Genomic DNA, 19,734 nt, shown 5'->3' with positions numbered 1-19,734 from the left:
TGCGCAGACCCCGTGCGGTGGCCCGTCTTGCCAGCGTATTGCTGCTTCGCTACCCCGAGCCACCCCCCGGTCACGATCCCTCCCGGAGAACACGCATGCCGTCCCGCAGCCGCTGGCTTGTCTCGACCGAATGGCTCGCCGCCCATCTCGGCGCCCCCGACGTGGTGGTGGTCGAAGGCACCTATCAGCTTCCCACGACCGGCCGCAACGCGGAGGCGGAGTATCTCGCCTGCCATATCCCGCACGCGGTGCGCTTCGATATCGACAAGATCAAGGATCCGGCCTCACCCTACCCGCACATGGTGCCGTCGCCGGACCTGTTCGGCGCCGAGGTCGGCAAGCTCGGCATCGGCAGCGGCCAGACCATCGTCGTCTACGACGCCTGCGGCCTGTTCTCGGCGCCGCGCGTGTGGTGGAACTTCCGCATCATGGGTGCCCGCGACGTATTCATCCTGGACGGCGGGCTGCCGAAATGGCTGGCCGAGGGCCGGCCGGTCGAGACCGGACCGGTGAGCCGGTCGCCCCACACCTTCCATGCCCGCCTCGACCACAGCGCGGTGGCCGCAGCCGCGGACGTGCTGAGCGCGCTCACGACGGACTCCGCCCAGGTCGTCGATGCGCGCGGTCCCGCCCGCTTCTTCGGCGAGATGCCGGAGCCGCGCCCCGACATGCGGGCCGGCCACATGCCGGGCGCCAAGAACCTGCCGTTCGACATGCTGGTGTCCGAGGGCCGGCTGGTCGACGAGGAGGCCATCCGCGCGGCCTTCGTCAAGGCCGGCGTCGATCTCGACCGCCCGGTCATCACCTCCTGCGGCTCGGGCGTGACCGCGGCGGTGCTGACGCTGGCGCTCGACTCGATCGGCAAGGCATCCCGCATCTATGACGGCTCCTGGGCCGAGTGGGGTTCCCGGCCCGATCTGCCGGTGACGGCGGCGGCGTGACCGGCGGCGTCCACGGCCCGGCCGGAGGCAAGCTTGAACTAGACCTTCGTCGAAAGTCGTTGTTACCAAAGGTAAATTTTGACCCGGCAACTCCGAACTCCGGCCCCCGAGGGCCGGAGTTTCGTGTAAGAAGGCTCCGTTTACGTCATCGCCCTCCCGTCGTTCCTGCGTGAGCCGAGCCAGATGCCCAACGTTTCGCCGCGTCCGATCCGCCGCCTCCTCGTCGCCAACCGCTCCGAGATCGCCATCCGCGTGTTCCGCGCCGCGACCGAGCTCGGCATCCGCACGGTGGCGATCTACGCCGAGGAGGACAAGCTCTCGCTCCACCGCTTCAAGGCGGACGAGGCCTACGAGGTCGGCAAGGCGCGCCCCGGCAGCGACAAGCTCGGCCCCATCGCCGCCTATCTCTCGATCGACGAGGTCATCCGGGTCGCCAAGGACGCGCAGGTCGACGCCATCCACCCCGGCTACGGCTTCCTGTCGGAAAACCCTGACTTTGCTGAGGCTTGCGCCGAGGCCGGCATCATCTTCATCGGGCCGTCGCCCGACACCATGCGCACGCTCGGCAACAAGGTGTCGGCGCGCAACCTCGCCATCTCGGTCGGCGTGCCGGTGATGCCGGCGACCGACCCCTTGCCCGACGACCCGGCCGAGATCGAAAGGCTTGCTGCCGCAATCGGTTATCCGGTGATGTTGAAGGCCTCCTGGGGCGGCGGCGGCCGCGGCATGCGGCCGATCGAAGGTCCGCAGGGCCTGATCGACACCGTCACCACCGCCCGGCGCGAGGCCAAGGCGGCGTTCGGCAAGGACGAGGTCTATCTGGAGAAGCTGGTGCGCCGCGCCCGCCACGTCGAGGTGCAGCTTCTGGGCGATCGCCACGGCAACCTCGTCCACCTGTTCGAGCGCGATTGCACCATCCAGCGCCGCCATCAGAAGGTCGTAGAGCGCGCTCCGGCGCCGTATCTCGACGCTGCGGCGCGCGAAGCGTTCGCTGCGGCGGCGCTGAAGATCGGCCGCGCCACCGATTATGTCGGCGCCGGCACGGTCGAATTCCTGATGGATTCCGACACCGGCGACTTCTACTTCATCGAGGTCAATCCGCGCGTCCAGGTCGAGCACACGGTGACCGAGGTGGTCACCGGGCTCGACATCGTGAAGGCGCAGATCCGCATCGCCCAGGGCGGCCGGCTCGGCCACGTTGCCGAGACCGGCATCCCGGCGCAACACGATATCCGGCTCGATGGCCACGCCATGCAGTGCCGCATCACCACCGAGAATCCGGAGAATAACTTCATTCCGGACTACGGGCGCATCACCGCCTATCGCGGCGCCTTCGGCTTCGGCATCCGCGTCGACGGCGGCACCGCGTACTCCGGCGCGGTGGTGACGCCCTATTACGATCCGATGCTGGAGAAGGTCACCGCCTGGGCGCCGACGCCCGCCGAGACCATCTCGCGCATGGAGCGCGCGCTGCGCGAATACCGCATCCGCGGCGTCGCCACCAACCTGGCCTTCCTGGAATCGCTGCTGAACCACCCGCGCTTCCGCAATGGCGACTACACCACGCGATTCATCGACGAGACCCCCGAACTGTTCCAGGTGGCGCGCCCCCGCGACCGCGCCACCAAGCTGCTCGGCTACATCGCCGACGTCACCATCAACGGCCACCCGGAGGTGAAGGGCCGCGCCAAGCCGCCGTTGACCGCCCGCGAGCCCGTGCCGCCCTTCTTCGGCACCGCGCGCGAGGCCCCGGACGGCACCAAGCAGCTGCTCGACCAGCTCGGCCCGAAGCGCTTCGCCGAATGGATGAAGGCCGAAAAGCGCGTGCTGGTCACCGACACCACCATGCGCGACGCCCACCAGTCGCTGATCGCGACGCGCATGCGCTCCTTCGACATCATCGCCGCGGCCGAAGCCTATTCGACCGCGCTGCCGCAGCTCTTCTCGCTGGAGTGCTGGGGCGGCGCCACCTTCGACGTGGCGATGCGCTTCCTCACCGAGGACCCGTGGGAGCGCCTCGCCACCCTGCGCGAGCGCGTCCCCAACCTGCTGCTGCAGATGCTGCTGCGCGGCGCCAACGGCGTCGGCTACACCAATTATCCCGACAATGTGGTGAAGTTCTTCGTCCGGCAGGCGGCGGCCGGCGGCATCGACGTGTTCCGGGTGTTCGACTGCCTGAACTGGGTCGAGAACATGCGCGTCGCCATCGACGCGGTGGGCGAGACCGGGCGGCTGGCGGAAGGCGCCATCTGCTACACCGGCGACATTCTCGATCCCGACCGCGCCAAGTTCTCGCTCACCTACTATGTCGACCTCGCCAAGCAGCTGGAGAAGGCCGGCTGCCACATCCTCGGCATCAAGGACATGGCGGGGCTCCTGAAGCCCGCCGCCGCCCGCGTGCTGGTGAAGGCGCTTAAAGAAGAGGTCGGCCTGCCGATCCACCTCCACACCCACGACACCTCGGGGATCTCGGGCGCCTCGGTGCTGGCGGCGATCGAGGCCGGCGCCGATGCGGTGGATGCCGCCATGGACGCCATGAGCGGGCTGACCTCGCAGCCCTGCCTCGGCTCGATCGTGCAGGCCTTAGAGCACACCGAGCGCGACACCGGGCTCGACCACGACGTCATCCGCCATCTCAGCTTCTATTGGGAGGCGGTGCGCGACCAGTACGCCGCGTTCGAGAGCGACCTCAAGGCCGGCGCCTCGGAGGTCTATCTGCACGAGATGCCGGGCGGCCAGTTCACCAATCTCAAGGAGCAGGCCCGCGCGCTCGGCCTCGACACCCGCTGGCACGACGTGGCCAAGGCCTATCGCGACGCCAACGATTTGTTCGGCGACATCGTGAAAGTGACCCCCTCCTCCAAGGTGGTCGGCGACATGGCGCTGATCATGGTGTCGCAGGGCATCACCCCAGCCGACGTGATGGACCCCAAGAAGGACATCGCCTTCCCCGCCTCGGTTGTCGAGATGCTGCACGGCGACCTCGGCCAGCCGCCCGGCGGCTGGCCGCAGGCGCTGGTCAAGAAGGCGCTGAAGGGCAAGGAAGCCTCGACCGCGCGGCCGGGCGCGCTGCTCGCCGACACGGATTTGGAGGCCCAGCGCGGCGAGGTTGCCAAGCTGGCCGAGGAGGCGCCGAGCGACTTCGACCTCGCCTCCTTCCTGATGTACCCCAAGGTCTATGCCGACTTCGTGCGCGCCGTGCGCAAGTACGGGCCGGTCTCGACGCTGCCGACCCCGGTCTATTTCTACGGCATGAAGCTCGGCGACGAGATCACGGTGGAGATCGAGCGCGGCAAGGCGCTGGTGATCTCGCTGCAGGCGCTGGGCGAAACCGACGAGGACGGCCAGGTCGAGGTGTTCTTCGAGCTCAACGGCCAGCCGCGCGTCGTCAAGGTGCCCAACCGCGTCGTCGCCTCGCAGCTCCCCGCCCGCCGCAAGGCCGAGGACGGCAACGACGCCCATGTCGCCGCCCCCCTGCCCGGCTCGGTGGCAGCATTGGCGGTGAAGCCCGGCATGACGATCAAGGCCGGCGACGTGCTGATGACCATCGAGGCGATGAAGATGGAAACCGCGCTGCACTCCCCGCGCTCAGGCACCATCAAGGAGGTGCTGGTGCACCCCGGCAGCCCGGTCGACGCCAAGGATCTGCTGGTGGTGTTCGAGGGGTAAGGGCGATTTTGTCATCCCGGGCGAGCGTCAGCGAGACCCGGGATCGTCTCGCCTCGTGCCTCGTCATCCCGGGCGAGCGAAGCGAGACCCGGGATCGTCATCAGAACAAGACACCCCTTCCTGCATACGGTCCCGGGTCGCGCAGCTTCGCTGCTTGCCCGGGACGACAGAATGGGCCTCGTCATCCCGGGCGAGGCGTCAGCCGAGACCCGGGATCGTCCTCCGGAAATGCCCCAGCAATCCTCTCGTAAAGGTCATCCCACCCGGGGTTTTCTGCCTCGATCATCTCGACCTTCCAGGCGCGGTGCCAGCGCTTGATCTGCTTCTCGCGGATGATCGCCGCTTCAATTGAATCGTGCGGTTCGAACCACACCAGTCGGTGGATATTGAATTGCCACGTGAAGCCGCGCACCGCACCGGAGCGATGCTCGAACACCCGGCGAACGAGATCATTCGTCACGCCGACATAAAGCGGCCCGTCCTTGCGCGTCGCGAGCATGTAGACCGCATAACGCATGTGTGGTCCGTTCTGCAGAACGGTCCCGGGTCGCGGGCCTGCGGCCCTTGCCCGGGACGACACGCCTTAAAATACACGTCATGCTGGGCGAAGCGAAGCGGAGACCAAGGATCGTGTCTTCCGTGCCTCGTCATCCCGGGCGAAGCGAAGCGAGACCCGGGATCGTCATCAGAACAAGACACCCCTTCCGGAACACGGTCCCGGGTCGCGGGCCTTCGGCCCTTGCCCGGGACGACAACCCCCGGGGCCTCGTCATCCCGGGCGAAGCGAAGCGAGACCCGGGATCGTCATCAAGAAAAGACACCCTCTCCTGCAAACGGTCCCGGGTCGCGCGGCTGACGCCGCTTGCCCGGGACGACGGATCCTCACCGCAACACCTGCGCCAGGAACGCGCGGGTGCGCTCGTGCTGCGGCGTGGCGAAGAATGCCTCGGGCGGCGCCGCCTCGATGATCTGGCCCGAATCCATGAACACCACGCGGTCGGCGACCTCGCGGGCGAAGCCCATCTCGTGGCTGACCACCAGCATGGTCATGCCGTCGCGCGCGAGTTGGACCATGGTGTCGAGCACCTCCTTCACCATCTCGGGGTCGAGCGCCGATGTCGGCTCGTCGAACAGCATGATGCGCGGGTTCATGCACAGCGCGCGGGCGATGGCGACGCGCTGCTGCTGGCCGCCGGAGAGCTGGCCGGGAAATTTGTGCGCCTGCTCGGGGATGCGCACGCGCTCCAGATAGTGCATGGCGATGGAATCGGCCTCGCGCCTGGGCAGCTTGCGCACCCAGACCGGCGCCAGCGTACAGTTCTCCAGCACCGTGAGGTGCGGAAACAGGTTGAACTGCTGGAACACCATGCCGACCTCGCGCCGGATCTCGTCGATGTGCTGCATGTCGTCGTTGAGCTCGATGCCATCGACGATGATGCGGCCGCGCTCGAACGTCTCCAGGCGGTTGATGCAGCGGATCAGCGTCGATTTGCCGGAGCCGGACGGTCCGCAGATCACGATGCGCTCGCCGCGCTTCACGGTGAAATCGATGCCGCGCAGCACGTGAAAGCCGCCGAACCATTTGTCGAGCCCTTCGATCTCGATGGCGATCGGGTGCCGGGTGGTCTCGATCTTCGGCGCCATTTGCATCCTCAACGTCCAGCCTTCAGCCGGCGCTCGATGAAATGCGCATAGCGGCTCATGCCGAAGCAGAAGGCGAAATAGATCAGGCCGGTAAAGGCGAAGCCGGTATAGAGCGTCGAGGGCGACGCCCACGACGGATCGGCGAACGCCGCACGAAGCTGGCCCAACAGATCGAAGATCGCGACGATCATCACCAGCGTGGTGTCCTTGAACAGGCCGATGAAGGTGTTGACGATACCGGGAATGACCAGCTTCAGCGCCTGCGGCAGCACCACCAGCGCCATGGTCTGCCATGGCCTGAGGCCGAGCGCGGTGGCGCCCTCATATTGCGCCTGCGGCACGCCCTGCAGTCCGCCGCGCACCACCTCGGCCATGTAGGCGGCGGCGAACACCGCGACGCCGATCAGCGCCCGCAGCAGATTGTCGATGCTCCACGAGCCCGGCAGGAACAGCGGCAGCATGTAGGTGGCGAAGAACAGCACGGTGATCAGCGGCACGCCGCGCCAGAACTCGATGAAGGCGACCGAAAGCCAGCGTACCGCCGGCAGGTCGGAGCGGCGCCCCAGCGCCAGCAGGATGCCGAGCGGCAGCGACGCGACAATGCCGGTGACCGCCACCACCAGCGTCACCAAGAGGCCGCCCCAGGCGCGGGTTTCGACAACGGCAAGGCCGAACCAGCCGCCGACCAGCAGCACATAGGCCGCGAGCGGAAACGCCACGAAGAACAGCGCGGCATTGAGGCGCTTGAACGGCGCAGGCGGAACGAGCAGCGGCACCAGCAGCGCGAACGCCGTGGCGAACACCAGATCGACCCGCCAGCGCTCCCCGGCCGGATAGAAGCCGTAAATGAGCTGGCCGAGCTTGGCCGCAATGAACGGCCAGCAGGCGCCGACCGGCCGGCCGGCGGTCTCGGCGAGGCACGCCTCGCGCCCCTCCCCGCTCCACACCGCGTCGATGACGAGGAAGGTCACCAGCGGCGGCACGATCAGCCACAGCACCAGGAGGCTGGCGAGCGTCAGGACCGTGCTGACCGGGCCGGCGAACAGCCGCGTGCGCAGCCATCTGAGCGGACCCGACGCCGCAACCGGCGGCGGCAGCGCCGGCGAAAGCTCCCTGCGGACGAACCTCCCTTTGCGCATCGCTCACCGCCCCACCGGCTGGAAGCGCCGATTGTAGAGGTTCATCACCAGCGCGGTGAGAAGGCTGATGGCGAGATAGACCGCCATGGTCATGGCGATGATCTCGATCGCCTGCCCCGTCTGGTTCAGCGTGGTGCCGGCGAACACCGCGACCAGATCGGGAAAGCCCACCGCCATCGCCAGCGACGAGTTCTTGACGACGTTGAGAAACTGGCTGGTCAGCGGCGGCACGATCACCCGCATCGCCTGCGGGATCACCACGAGCTGCAGCGTCCGCCCCGGCCTGAGGCCAAGCGAGGCCGCAGCCTCCGCCTGTCCGCGATCGACGGCCTGGATGCCGGCGCGCACGATCTCGGCGATGAAGCCGGCGGTATAGAACGATAGCCCCGCCACCACCGCCACGAATTCCGGCACCAGCCGGATGCCGCCGATGAAATTGAAGCCGCGCAATTCGGCCGGCGCCAGCGCCAGCGGCTGGCCGAGCAGGAGGAACGCCGCCAGCGGCGCGCCGAGCATCAGCAGCAGCGCCACCCGGCCGGCGGGAAAGCTGCGGCCGCTTCTCGCCTGCCGCGCCCGCGCCCATCGACCGACAAGGATTGCCGCAAGCACGGCCCCGCCGGCCGCCGCCGCCACCCACTCAAGCCCGGCGCCCGCCACCGGCTGCGGCAGGATCAGGCCGCGATTGTTGAGGAAGAGGCCCAGCGGCCCCTCCAGGCTCTGGCGCGGCCCCGGCAAGACGCCGAGCATCAGCAGGTACCAGAACAGGATCTGGAACAGCAGCGGCAGGTTGCGGGTGATCTCGACATAGGCGCCGGCGAGCCGCGCCAGCACCCAGGACGGCGACAGCCGGGCGATGCCGACGGCAAAGCCGATGACGGTGGCCAACAGGATGCCGAGCGCCGAGATCAGCAGCGTGTTGGCGAGCCCGACCAGGAACACGCGGCCATAGGTGTCGGACCGGCTGTAGGCGATGAGGCTCTGCGACACGTCGAAGCCGGCGGTCTGCTGCAGGAAGCCGAAGCCGGAGGCGATGTGCTGGTCGGCGAGATTGTGGCGGGCGGTGTCGATCAGGCTCCAGCCGACCAGCGCCACGGCGGCGACGAGCAGCGCCTGCGGCGCCAGCGTGCGCAGAGCGGCCCGCGACAGCCGGATGCGGCGTTCGGGAACGTGGCCGGTTTCACGCGTCATGTCACCTTTCGTGGCGGCCGGGAGGACGAAGCGCCCACTACCTTATCGGCGGCGCGTATTGCAGGCCGCCCTTGGTCCACAGCGCGTTCTGGCCGCGCGCGACGCCGAGCCGCGAATCCTTGCCGACATTGCGCTCGAACACCTCGCCATAATTGCCGACCTGCTTGACGATGCGCACCACCCAGTCCTTGGTCAGGCCAAGCTGCTCGCCGGCATTGCCCTCGGTGCCGAGCAGGCGCCGCACCTCCGGATTGGGCGACTTCAGCATGGCGTCGACGGTCGCCGACGACACGCCGAGCTCCTCGGCGGAGACCATGGCGAAATGCGTCCAGCGCACGATGTCGGTCCACTGGTCGTCGCCGTGGCGCACCGCCGGTCCCAGCGGCTCCTTGGAGATCACTTCCGGCAGCACGACGTGGTCGGCGGGGTTGGCGAGCTTCAGCCGCTCGGCATAGAGGCCGGCAATGTCGGTAGTGAAGGCGTCGCAGCGGCCGTTCTCGCCGGTGTCGTAGGTCTTGATCGCCTCGTCATTGGTGGCGAAGGCCACCATCTCGTAGGTCATGTTGTGGGCGTGGAAGTAGTCGGCGGCGTTGAGCTCGGTGGTGGTGCCGGTCTGGGTGCAGATCGAGGCGCCGCTCAATTCCAGCGCCGAGCTGACCTTCAGCGACTTGCGCACCATGAAGCCCTGGCCGTCGTAGAAGGTGATGGCCGGGAAATCGAGCCCCAGCGCGGTGTCGCGCGACAGCGTCCAGGTCGAGTTGCGCGCCAGCACGTCGATGTCGCCCGATTGCAGCGCGGTGAAGCGGTCCTTGGCCGACAGCGGCACGAAGGTCACCTTGGCGGTGTCGTTGAAGATCGCCGCCGCCAGCGCCCGGCAGAAATCGACGTCGAGCCCGGTCCATTCGCCCTTGTCGTTCGGCGCGGAGAAGCCGGGCAGCCCTTGGCTGACGCCGCAGATCAGGTGGCCGCGGCCCTGGATCCCCTTCAGCGTCGCCTGGGCGGACGCGGTCGATACCCCGCCGCAGCAGGCAATCCCAAGCGCGAGAACGACAGCAAGCCAATGCATGGCGGAAAGCCTTCCCAGAATCGTTGTTTCCCCGAACAGCGCGCCACCGCCGGACCGCCGGCAGGGAGAACCGCACACGCCCCGATGTCAAATCGGCCTGCGCCGCCGCTCGGGCCGCGCTGCGGACAGGCCCGCGCGCCGGCACCGGTGGCGGCGCCAGCCCCCTGGCCGACCTAAGCCGTTGTGTCGACACAGTTTCGCAACCATGGCCGATCGCACGTCTCCCGAAACCAGTAGCCACGCTTGCGAAAAATGCTCTAGACCTCTCTATCCTTGACCTTTCACCTCCGCGCGGTGCACGCGCCGCCGTTCCTGCGGCATCTCAGACTCTGGCGGGGCCGGGGTCAAGGTTCCCCGGGCTCTGAGGGTCGCTCGCGGCCGCCCAATCCTCCATCCGCGAAGGACGCCGAACCGCATGTCGTCTTCCTCCTCGTCGTCTGCCTCTCCCCGCCGCCGCCTCGCCACCGCCCTCGTCCATGCCGGCCGCGAGCCGGCCGAGCAGTTCGGCTTCGTCAACACGCCGATCTATCGCGGCTCGACGGTGCTGTATCCGACCGCCGACGACCTCGCCAACCGCCGCAGCCGCTACTCCTACGGCCGGCGCGGCACCCCCACCTCGCACGCGCTGGAGAGCGCGCTGACCGAGCTCACCGGCGCGGCTGGCGTGGTGCTCACCCCGTCGGGCCTGTCGGCGGTGTCCGTCGCCCTGCTGTCGGTGGCCCGCGCCGGCGATCACATCCTGGTGGCCGACAATGTCTATGAGCCGGCGCGGCATGTCTGCGACACCGTGCTGACGCGGCTGGGCGTCGAGATCGACTATTTCGATCCGCTTATCGGCGCCGCCATCGCCGCGCGGATGCGGCCGAACACCCGCCTGATCTATGCCGAGGCGCCGGGCTCGCAGACCTTCGAGATGTGCGACATTCCCGCCTTCGTGGCCGCCGCGCACGCCCGCGGCGCGCTGGCGGCGATCGACAACACCTGGGCGACCGCGCTCGGCTTCGACGGCCACGGCTTCGGCGTCGACCTCGTGGTCGAGGCCGGCACCAAGTATCTCGGCGGCCATGCCGACGTGAACCTTGGCTTCGTGTCGGCCGCCCCCTCGGCCTGGAAGGCGCTCAAGGACACCCACGGCGCGCTCGGCCTGTGCGCGGCGGCCGAGGACATCTTCCTGTCGCTGCGCGGCCTGCGGACGCTGGCGCTGCGGCTTGAGCGCCACCAGGAGTCGGCACTCAAGGTGTGCGACTGGCTGGCCGGCCGGCCGGAGGTGTCGCGCATCCTCAATCCGCTGCTGCCCACCGATCCCGGCCACGCGCTGTTCAAGCGCGACTACGCGGGCGGCTGCGGCCTGTTCGGCGTGGTGCTGAAGCCGGTGCCGAAGCCGGCGGTGGCGGCCTTCCTCGATGCGCTCGAACTGTTCGGCATGGGCTATTCGTGGGGCGGCTATGAGAGCCTGGTCATCCCGTTCGACGCCGCGCCCTACCGCACCGCCACGCGCTGGCAGCCCGAGGGACCGACGCTGCGCTTCCATATCGGCCTGGACGATCCGGCGGACCTGATCGACGATCTCACCCAAGGATTCGCCAGGATGGCCGCTGCCGCCTGAATCCGGAGGGCTTTTCATGACACCGCGCCTCGCCGCCGCCCTGCTCCTGACCGCCTCTCTCGCCGCCCTGTCGGGCCCGGCCGGCGCCAATGATTCGACAGCCGAGCTTGGTATCGGCGGGATCTCGCTGACGGTGACGGCCAATATCGAGATGCTGTCGGAAGATCTGTTCATCTCGCCGGACGAGGTCCGCGTCGCCTACCGCTTCAAGAACCGGACCGACAAGGACATCGACACCATCGTCGCCTTTCCGATCCCCGAGATCCCCGGCGGCGAGGAGTTCTATTACTATCCGCTGCCGGTGGACGACGCGCAGAACTTCGTCGGCTTCACGGTGACGGTGGACGGCAAGCCGGTGACCCCCAAGGTGGAACAGCGCGCCACCGCCAACAATCTCGACCGCACCGAGCTTCTCGCCTCGCTCGGCATCCCGATCTTTCCGACCAAGGCCAAGGACGCGCTCGACCGGCTGCCCGACGACAAAAAGCGGGAGTTCGAGAAGCTCGGCCTCGCCTATCCGGAAGAGGATTACGAGACCAAGACCACCAAGCTGGTGCCGGCCTGGAACCTGCGCACCACCTTCTGGTGGGAGCAGACCTTCCCGGCCGGGCGCGAGGTGGCGGTGTCGCACACCTACAAGCCGGTGGTCGGCGCCACCGCCGGCCTGCAGTTCGACCCCAAGACCGCAGCCAAGGACAACCCGGACTATGTGAAGAAATACTGCATGGACAAGGCGTTCCTCGACGGGGTGCAGAAGATGGACGCCGCCGCCAAAAAGCGCGACACCATCGCCGCCGAACATCGCCTGTCCTATGTGCTGACCACCGGCGCCAACTGGGCCGGCAATATCGGCGCGTTCCGGCTGGTGGTCGACAAGGGCCGGCCGGACGCCTTGGTCAGCTTCTGCGGCGATGGGGTGAAGAAGATCTCGCCCACCCAGTTCGAGATGAAGAAGACCGACTTCGTCCCCGAGGACGATCTCAAAATCCTGCTGGTGAAGACCGGCGAGTGAACGAGTTTCGATGACGTGCGGAATCCGGCCGCTCAGGCCGGATTCTGGATCATATACCGCGACGCCGATGAATTCCCGTACGCCGGCCGCGCGCCAGCCGGACGGCACGAGAGGTATTCCCTCGCAGACGCGGTCTACCAACGGCCGCGAATGCGGACCGTTGGTTCCGGTCGCGGAATTTCGGGAAATCAGAGATTTCGCGAAATCTCTGATTTCCCGAAAGAAAATCTGCGAGAGTCAACGGCCCCACGCATCAGCGTCTGGGGCCGTTGGTATCATGTCGATCGTCTGCGCCTGCACCGCGATGCACGCCCTGCGGACCAATGGCCGACCGATCGCCTCAGGGCGGCGCCACCACCGTGTAGACGGTGCGGTTTCCGAGGAATTGCGGCTGATACCAGTTCGCACCGCAATTCTCGTACGTCACGCCGCTCACCACGACGGTCTGGCAAGCCTCCGGCAGGGTCGCCGCCACCGTGCCGACCGCCAGGGCCGCCCCCACCGCCGCAGCACCGGCGGCCCAATAGCCCGGACCATAGGCCGGATAATAAGGGGCGGGCCAATAGCCCGGATGATAGGGGCCGGGCGGCGGGCCGGGCGGATACGGGCCAGGGGGGCCAGGCGGATACGGGCCAGGAGGGCCGGGCGGATGCGGACCGGGGGGACCAGGCGGATGTGGTCCCGGTCCCGGTTCTGGCCCAGGGCCCGGCCCAGGCGGACGCGGTCCGGGTCCCGCATGCGGTCCCGGTCCGGGCTCCGGCCTGAAGCCCGGACCGGCCGGCCCGGGTCCAGGCGGTGCGTTGTAGTGGGGGCCGAAATTGAGCGGCGCGCCATGAAACGCACGATCCCCGCCAAATCCCCCGGGGTGGAATCCGCCGCCGAAGCCGCCGTGGAATCCGCCGCCGCCGAACCCGAATCCGCGGGCTGCGGCCGTGGTCGGCGGAAGCATCAGCGTGAGGAAACCGACGCCGCAGATCATCGTCGCAAGAGGCCGCCGTCGCGGCGCCGAGAGCATGCCGCGCATGTCACTGCCCTCCCTGTGTGCCGCCGATCCGCTGCAGATCGATCCGCTTCTGCTCGCCGGTCGGGACGAAGGTGAAATCCGTGTCCGCAATGTCGCTGCGATCGGTCCAGGCGAACGTCACGGTGGTGCGGGGATGCGCCGGCTGGGTGCGGTCGATCAGCGTGAACTTCAGCGGCACCGGCTTGTCGCCGGCGCGGATCCACACCTCCCAATCGCGCGTCTCGCTGCGAAACGCCAGGTGCTCCGCCGCGATGCCGTCGACCTCCGCGGCGCCGACCACGAACGCACTGCTGACGTGATTGGCGGCGCTGTGCGGGGTGCCGAAATCGAACAGGTCGGCACCCGGGATTTCGAGCGCATACTCGGCGGCAGCGCGGGCCAACGTGTCCCGTATGGTTGGCTGTGCGGCAACCTGGGCGTAGTAGGGTTCACCCGCGGAGACGACCACCAAGGTTTTGCCGTCGTACACATACCGGCGCGTGAAGAGGTCGTTCTCGACCTCGACGGCAAGCTTGTCGGGTCGTTTGGCGAGGTGATGTCCCGTGCCGTCGACCGTGATGGTCTGACCATTCCTGGCGACGACATCGAACGCGTATGTCGTCCTGAACTCGAAGGCGGGAAGAGCGGCCACGTAGCTGCTCATGCGGTTGAACGCATCGAGCGCAGCCGGATCGATCAGCGCGGCCGGAGCCGGGGGGGCATCGGGTTTCGGGGCGGCGGCGACGGATCCGACGGATCCTAAGATAATCAGTCCTGCCGCCGCCAGGCGGAAAGTCTGTGTCGGTGATCTGGCCATAAGTGGAGGAGACCTTGTCAGAAGGTACCTTTACCAACGAGCGAGGAGCGGTATTGAACAATCAAAGTGTTTCGCAAACATAAACTTGTGCCGACCGGCGCGGAAAATGATTCCCGGGCATCGGCGCGAAGTCTGGAATTGATTCAACGGGGCAGACGGAAGGATTCGCCACGGTTGCCTTGCGACGTCGCGGCGTTTCCGATGCCGAAATCCTGTTCTACCCCGCGACCTCGTCCAGCCGCTTCGCGCGGCGGTAGCGGCGATAGAGGATCACCCCGAGGGCGCCGGAGACGATGAACAGCCCGGCCGAGACGGCGATGCGCAGCTCGGCGTCGAGCTGCACGCCGGAGCCGGCGAGCGCGAACACCAGCGTCTGCGGCAGATAGCCCAGCGCCGAGCCGGCGACGAACGGCATCATCCGCACGCTCGAAACCCCGGCGGCGAGATTGGTGATGAGGTTGCTGCCGACCGGCAGAAGCCGCAGCAGCAGCGTCATCGAAAAGGTGTTGCCGTGCAGCACCCGGTCGATGGCGGCGATGCGGCGCGGAAACCGGTGCTGGACGATCGCCCGGCCGAGCAGCCGCGCATAGCCGAAGGCGAGCACGCAGCCGCCCACCGAGGCGAGAAGCGCCAGCGCGGTGCCGAGCGTGACGTCGAATGCGTAGCCGGCTAAAAAGCAGATGAGCTGGCGCGGCAGTCCCGCTGCGGTGAACACCGCGCCGACCGCGACGAAGATCGCCTCGCCCGAGATGCCCCGGCCCTTCACCTGGGCGTCGATCCACGTGGTGCTGACGGCATCCGACAGGCCGGTTTCCTTCATCGCATAGCCGAGCGCGACGAGGGTGACGATCAGCACCAGGCCGCGCGTCATCAGCTTGAGATTGGTGCGGGCGCGGATGTCGGCAGGTGCGGTCACGGCCTAGAGCTCCGCGACCTCGGGCACCCGGCGGCGGCGGCGGATCAGCCACCACACGCCATAGAGGTCGAGGATGCCGACCCACAGCCGGTCCCACAGGCCGTAGTTCGACGTGCCGGCCCGCCGCGGCCGGTCGACCACGTCGAGCAGCGCCACCTCGAACCCCTCGCGCCGCACCAGCGCCGGCATGAAGCGGTGCAGCGCATCGAAATACGGCAGGGCCAGAAACACCTCGCGCCGGAACGCCTTGAGCCCGCAGCCGGTGTCGCGCGTGCCGTCCCGCAGCACCCGGCCGCGCACGGTGTTGGCGATTCGCGACTGCAGCTTCTTGAAGCCGGTGTCCTTGCGCCCCAGCCGCTGGCCGGCGACCAGGCCGACGTTCGGCCCGGCGGCGGCCAGGGCATCGACCAGCCCGGGCAGGAAGGCCGGGTCGTTCTGGCCGTCGCCGTCGAGGGTCGCCACCACCGGGGCTGTGGCCGCGCGCACGCCGGTGCGGATTGCCGCCGACTGGCCGCAGGACACCGCGTGGCGCAGCGGCCGCAGCCAGGGATAGGTGCGCTTCAACTCGGCCAGCACACGCGGCGTGGCATCGGAGGAGCCGTCGTCGATCACGATGGCCTCGAACGGGCCGCGACCGGCCATGGCGGCGGCGATCTCGTCGACCAGCGGGGCAAGGTTGCCCGCCTCGTTGCGCGCCGGCACCACCACGGACACCAGCGGAGCTTGTTCGGCCACGGGCGCATCACTTTGGCTGGCGCGGATCCGGCCCGGACGGCGGACCCCTGCGCGGAGGACGGACCGGCGCACGCGCGCCGGAGGCGCCGGACGGCACCGGCGATTTCGCGCCCTTGTGGCAGGGCCGCGCCCGGCCGGCAAGCCCCCCGGCTGGCAAAGGCCCCCTCAGCGTCTAGGCCCCCTGCCCGCGCCGCAGGGCCGGCTATGCCGGCTCGACCGCGGACCTGCGCCGCGCAAGGCGCGCCGAGATGAGGAACGCAATGATGAAGACGACCGTCATCAGCAGCACGATGGTCGGCGCCGGCGCGCTGTCGATGAAGAAGCTGAGATAGACCCCGAGGAACGAACAGGAGACGGCGACCGCCACCGCCACCACCAGCAGCAGCCCGAACCGGTTGGTGAGCAGGAAGGCGATGGCGCCGGGCGCGATCAGCATGGCGATCGCCAGGATGATGCCGACCGCCTTCAGCGCGCCGACGATGGCCAGCGACAGGATCGCCAGGAAGCCGTAGTGCAGCAGCCGCACCGGCAGGCCCACCGCCTTGGCCTGGACCGGATCGAAGGCGTGCAGCAGCAGATCCCGCCATTTGAGTGCCACGAGGCCGGTGACGACGGCGGCGATGACGCCGCTCTCGACGATGTCCGCCCAACCGACGCCCAGCATGTCGCCGAACAGGATGTGGTCGAGATGCACATCGGTCTCGATCTTGGTGTAGAGCACGAGGCCCAGGCCGAACATGCCCGAGAACACCACGCCCATCACCGTGTCCTGCTTGATGCGGCTGTTCTCCTTGAGATAGCCGGTGGCGACGGCGCAGGTCATGCCGGCGGCGAACGCGCCGACCGCCAGCGGCAGGCCGGCGATATAGGACAGCACCACGCCGGGCAGGATGGCGTGGGAGATCGCGTCCCCCATCAGCGACCAGCCCTTGAGCACCAGGAACGACGACAGCAGCGCCGCCGGAACCGCCACCAGCACCGAAATGAGCAGCGCGCTGCGCATGAACTCGAACTGGAACGGCAGAGCGAGGCTCGTGGCAAGCTCGGTCATGCGGCGCCCTCCAGGCTTCTCGCCACCCGCCGCCGGCTGGCGAGCAGGCCGTGCTTGGGCGCAAACACGAAGGCCGCCAGGAACACCAGGGTCTGGAGCACGACGATGACCCCGCCGGTGGCGCCGTCGAGGAAGAAGCTGACATAGGCGCCGAGGAAGCTGGTGGTTGCCCCGATCGCGACGCTGATGGCGATCAGCCGCGGAAACCGGTCGGTGAGCAGATAGGCGGTGGCCCCCGGCGTCACCACCATGGCGATGACCAGGAAGGCGCCGACCGTCTGCAGCGCCGCCACCGTGCAGGCGCTGAGCAACGTGAAGAACAGGAGCTTGAGCAGGTCGGGATCGAGGCCGATGGTGCGGGCGTGGTTCTCGTCGAAGAACACCACCATCAGGTCCTTCCACTTCAGCAGCAGCACAACGAACGACACCGCGCCGATGATCGCCAGTTGCAGCGTATCCTCGGGCGTGATGGCCAGAATATTGCCAAGTATGATCGTCTGGATATTCACCGAAGTCGGCGACAGCGACACCATGAACAGGCCGAGCCCGAAGAAGGAGGTGAAGATCAGGCCGATGACGGTGTCTTCCTTCAGCTTGGTGCGCTGGCTGAGAAACAGCATGGCGCCGGCGGCGAGCGCGCCCGAGAAGAACGCCCCGAGCGAGAACGGCAGGCCGAGCATGTAGGCGCCGGCAACGCCCGGAACGATGGCGTGCGACAGCGCATCGCCGATCAGCGACCAGCCCTTCAGCATCAGATAGGCCGACAGGAAGGCGCACACCGCGCCGACCATGGCGCTCACCCACATGGCATTGACCATGTAACCGTAACCGAAGGGCTCGATGAGCACGGCCATCATGTGCTGCTCCCCTCGCCCGCCGGTGATTGGGTGGGCGCGTCCTTGGAGTCCCCGGCCCCGGCCTCGGCCGTTCCGGGGGCGCCTGTCGCGGGCGTGCCGGTCTCCGGGGGGCCGCTGCCATAGAGCACGAACGGCTTTTCGTCGTCGGTGATGATGCCGGTCGGCCGGCTGGCGACCCCTTCCGCGCGATCGAACACGAGATGGCGCAGCGCGCCGCCGAACGTCCGCTCCAGATTGGCCTCGGTGAACACCTCGGGCGTCGGGCCATAGGCCAGCACGGTGTTGCGGATCAGCACGGTGCGGTCGCAGAATTCCGGGATGCTGCCGAGGTCGTGGGTGGACACCAGCATCACCCGCCCCTCGTCGCGCAGGCCGCGCAGCAGGCGGATGATGGTGTCCTCGGTGGTAAGATCGACGCCGGTGAACGGCTCGTCCAGCAGGATCACCCGGCTGTCCTGCGCCAGCGCGCGGGCCAGGAAGACGCGCTTGCGCTGGCCGCCGGACAGCTCGCCGATCTGGCGCTTGCGGAACGCGGCCATGCCGACCCGCGCCAGCGCCGCATCCACCGCCGCGCGATCCTGCGGCTTGGGGATGCGCAGCAGGCCCATGTGGCCGTAGCGCCCCATCATCACCACGTCCTCGACCAGGACCGGGAAGCTCCAGTCGACCTCCTCGCTCTGGGGCACATAGGCGACGATGTTGGATTTCAGCGCATCGCGGACCGGCCGCCCGAGGATCGAGATCGATCCCTTGGCCAGCGACACGAATCCCATGATCGCCTTGAACAGCGTCGACTTGCCCGAGCCATTGACGCCGACCAGCGCGGCGATGGTGCCGGTCGGAATCTCGAACGAGGCGTCGCGCAGCGCGGTGTGGCCGTTGCGGTATGTAACAGTTACGCCGACGACCGAGATGCCCGCTTCGGGCTCAGCCGCAGGGCGCGCATTCGATGTCAGGCTGTCCGGCTTCATCAGCATCGCGGTCACTCGCTTCACGGTCGCTCGCTCAGGCCCTTGGCGATGGTCTCTGTGGTGACCCGCAGCAGGTCGAGATAGGTCGGCACCGGCCCGTCCGGCTCGCTCAGCGAGTCGACATAAAGAACGCCGCCGTATCGCGCCCCGGTCTCGCGCGCCACCTGCCGGGCCGGATCGGGCGAAACCGTGCTTTCGCTGAATATAACCGGAATGTTGTTGGCGCGAACCGCGTTGATGACCTTCTTCACCTGCTGCGGCGTACCCTGCTGGTCGGCGTTGATCGGCCACAGATAGAGTTCCTTGAGACCGAAATCCCGCGCCAGATAGGAGAAGGCGCCCTCGCTGGTGACGAGCCAGCGTTTTTCAGGCGGGATCGACTCCAGCCGGGCGCGGATCGGCGCGACGGTCGCCTCGATCTTCTGCGCGTAGGCCGCCGCATTGCGCCGGTAGACCTCGCCGTTGGCCGGGTCATGCGCGATGAAGGCGTCGCGAATGTTGTCGACATAGATCCGGGCGGCGGTCGGCGACATCCAGGCATGCGGATTGGGCTTGCCGCGATAGGCGCCCTCGGCAATGCCCACGGGCACAACGCCGTCCGACACCACGACGCTCGGCATATCCTTCAGGTTGCGAAAGAATTTCTCGAACCACCGCTCGAGATTGAGGCCGTTCCACAAAATGAGCTGCGCGTCCTGCGCCTTCAGGATGTCGCCCGGCGTGGGCTGGTAATTGTGGATCTCGGCCCCCGGCTTGGTGATCGATTCGACGGTCGCAGCCTCGCCCGCGACGTTCTTCGCCATGTCGGCGATGATGGTGAAACTGGTCACCGCCTTGAGCTTGTCCGGCCTCGCATCCTCGGCCACTGACGGTGACACGCTCCCCATCAGCGCGGCGGCGACAACGGCCCACCGGAAGGCGTCCCGACGGTTGACGGTCCCGTGCTCGGCATTCCGACGGAAGACCTCCCAACCGTTGACGCCCAAACGGATCATGGCTCTCACGACGATTCTCCTTATTCCATTTATTGCATCTAGTTTGCACATTGCGAGAGATGGCACGCTAATGCAACTCATTTGCAATTACAATCCAGATGCACAATTCGCATGCGAGATCCCC

Annotated in this window: 17 protein-coding genes; 4 read left to right on the top strand and 13 right to left on the bottom strand. The window is 67.8% G+C overall.

The window, feature by feature from the left end; genetic code table 11:
- The first annotated feature begins 95 nt into the window (after positions 1–95).
- Together sseA and pyc are read left to right on the top strand one after the other, a co-directional pair.
- Positions 96–941: a 3-mercaptopyruvate sulfurtransferase gene (gene sseA / locus F1193_RS07080; protein ID WP_150096980.1), complete on the top strand. Its 846-nt coding sequence runs from the start codon at positions 96–98 to the stop codon at positions 939–941.
- 183 nt (positions 942–1,124) lie between these two features.
- A complete protein-coding gene (pyc, locus tag F1193_RS07075) occupies positions 1,125–4,610 on the top strand; it encodes a pyruvate carboxylase (protein ID WP_150096979.1) in 3,486 nt (1,161 codons plus the stop codon).
- Between the two features lie 181 nt (positions 4,611–4,791).
- Here pyc and F1193_RS07070 read toward each other — a convergent pair whose 3' ends face one another.
- The 5 genes from F1193_RS07070 to F1193_RS07050 form a co-directional block, all read right to left on the bottom strand.
- Complete coding sequence (locus F1193_RS07070; RefSeq protein WP_150096978.1) at positions 4,792–5,127, bottom strand: GIY-YIG nuclease family protein; 336 nt, start codon at positions 5,125–5,127, stop codon at positions 4,792–4,794.
- A 365-nt stretch (positions 5,128–5,492) separates the two neighbouring features.
- The gene (locus F1193_RS07065) at positions 5,493–6,254 is read right to left on the bottom strand and encodes an amino acid ABC transporter ATP-binding protein (protein ID WP_210247317.1); all 762 of its coding nucleotides are present in this window, start codon (positions 6,252–6,254) and stop codon (positions 5,493–5,495) included.
- Between the two features lie 8 nt (positions 6,255–6,262).
- On the bottom strand, positions 6,263–7,393 hold the full coding sequence (locus tag F1193_RS07060) for an amino acid ABC transporter permease (RefSeq protein WP_150096976.1): 1,131 nt from the start codon (positions 7,391–7,393) through the stop codon (positions 6,263–6,265).
- Between the two features lie 3 nt (positions 7,394–7,396).
- Positions 7,397–8,581 carry an amino acid ABC transporter permease gene (locus F1193_RS07055; RefSeq protein WP_150096975.1) on the bottom strand — a complete coding sequence of 395 codons (1,185 nt, stop codon included), beginning with the start codon at positions 8,579–8,581 and terminating at the stop codon, positions 7,397–7,399.
- A gap of 37 nt (positions 8,582–8,618) precedes the next feature.
- A complete protein-coding gene (locus F1193_RS07050) occupies positions 8,619–9,647 on the bottom strand; it encodes an amino acid ABC transporter substrate-binding protein (RefSeq protein ID WP_150096974.1) in 1,029 nt (342 codons plus the stop codon).
- Positions 9,648–10,062: 415 nt separating this feature from the next.
- Between F1193_RS07050 and metC the strand changes: the two genes are divergently transcribed.
- Positions 10,063–11,253, top strand: coding sequence for a cystathionine beta-lyase (gene metC, locus F1193_RS07045; protein ID WP_150096973.1), 1,191 nt, complete (start codon positions 10,063–10,065; stop codon positions 11,251–11,253).
- Positions 11,254–11,269: 16 nt separating this feature from the next.
- Positions 11,270–12,265: a DUF4424 domain-containing protein gene (locus F1193_RS07040; protein ID WP_150096972.1), complete on the top strand. Its 996-nt coding sequence runs from the start codon at positions 11,270–11,272 to the stop codon at positions 12,263–12,265.
- Between the two features lie 340 nt (positions 12,266–12,605).
- On the opposite strand, the gene F1193_RS17050 is transcribed toward F1193_RS07040, so the two are convergent.
- The 8 genes from F1193_RS17050 to F1193_RS07000 form a co-directional block, all read right to left on the bottom strand.
- Entirely contained in the window at positions 12,606–12,767 is a 162-nt protein-coding gene (locus tag F1193_RS17050; protein ID WP_170263433.1) for a hypothetical protein, read from the bottom strand.
- Positions 12,768–13,290: 523 nt separating this feature from the next.
- Complete coding sequence (locus F1193_RS07030; RefSeq protein ID WP_150096971.1) at positions 13,291–14,085, bottom strand: DUF2092 domain-containing protein; 795 nt, start codon at positions 14,083–14,085, stop codon at positions 13,291–13,293.
- A gap of 217 nt (positions 14,086–14,302) precedes the next feature.
- Positions 14,303–15,001 carry a TVP38/TMEM64 family protein gene (locus F1193_RS07025; RefSeq protein ID WP_210247316.1) on the bottom strand — a complete coding sequence of 233 codons (699 nt, stop codon included), beginning with the start codon at positions 14,999–15,001 and terminating at the stop codon, positions 14,303–14,305.
- A 3-nt stretch (positions 15,002–15,004) separates the two neighbouring features.
- Positions 15,005–15,736 (bottom strand): glycosyltransferase family 2 protein, encoded by a 732-nt coding sequence (locus F1193_RS07020; RefSeq protein ID WP_150096970.1) that lies wholly within the window; start codon positions 15,734–15,736, stop codon positions 15,005–15,007.
- Positions 15,737–15,938: 202 nt separating this feature from the next.
- On the bottom strand, positions 15,939–16,787 hold the full coding sequence (locus tag F1193_RS07015; protein ID WP_150096969.1) for a metal ABC transporter permease: 849 nt from the start codon (positions 16,785–16,787) through the stop codon (positions 15,939–15,941).
- The gene (locus tag F1193_RS07010) at positions 16,784–17,644 is read right to left on the bottom strand and encodes a metal ABC transporter permease (RefSeq protein ID WP_150096968.1); all 861 of its coding nucleotides are present in this window, start codon (positions 17,642–17,644) and stop codon (positions 16,784–16,786) included. The genes F1193_RS07015 and F1193_RS07010 overlap by 4 nt, the downstream gene beginning before the upstream one ends.
- Complete coding sequence (locus F1193_RS07005) at positions 17,641–18,621, bottom strand: manganese/iron ABC transporter ATP-binding protein (protein ID WP_425457215.1); 981 nt, start codon at positions 18,619–18,621, stop codon at positions 17,641–17,643. Before F1193_RS07005 ends, F1193_RS07010 begins: the two co-directional genes overlap by 4 nt.
- A gap of 14 nt (positions 18,622–18,635) precedes the next feature.
- Complete coding sequence (locus tag F1193_RS07000) at positions 18,636–19,502, bottom strand: metal ABC transporter substrate-binding protein (protein ID WP_150097030.1); 867 nt, start codon at positions 19,500–19,502, stop codon at positions 18,636–18,638.
- Positions 19,503–19,734: the final 232 nt, after the last annotated feature.

The sequence above is a fragment of the Blastochloris sulfoviridis genome (assembly GCF_008630065.1).
Taxonomy (GTDB): Bacteria; Pseudomonadota; Alphaproteobacteria; order Rhizobiales; family Xanthobacteraceae; genus Blastochloris; species Blastochloris sulfoviridis.
This window is presented reverse-complemented; position numbering and strand designations above follow the sequence as displayed.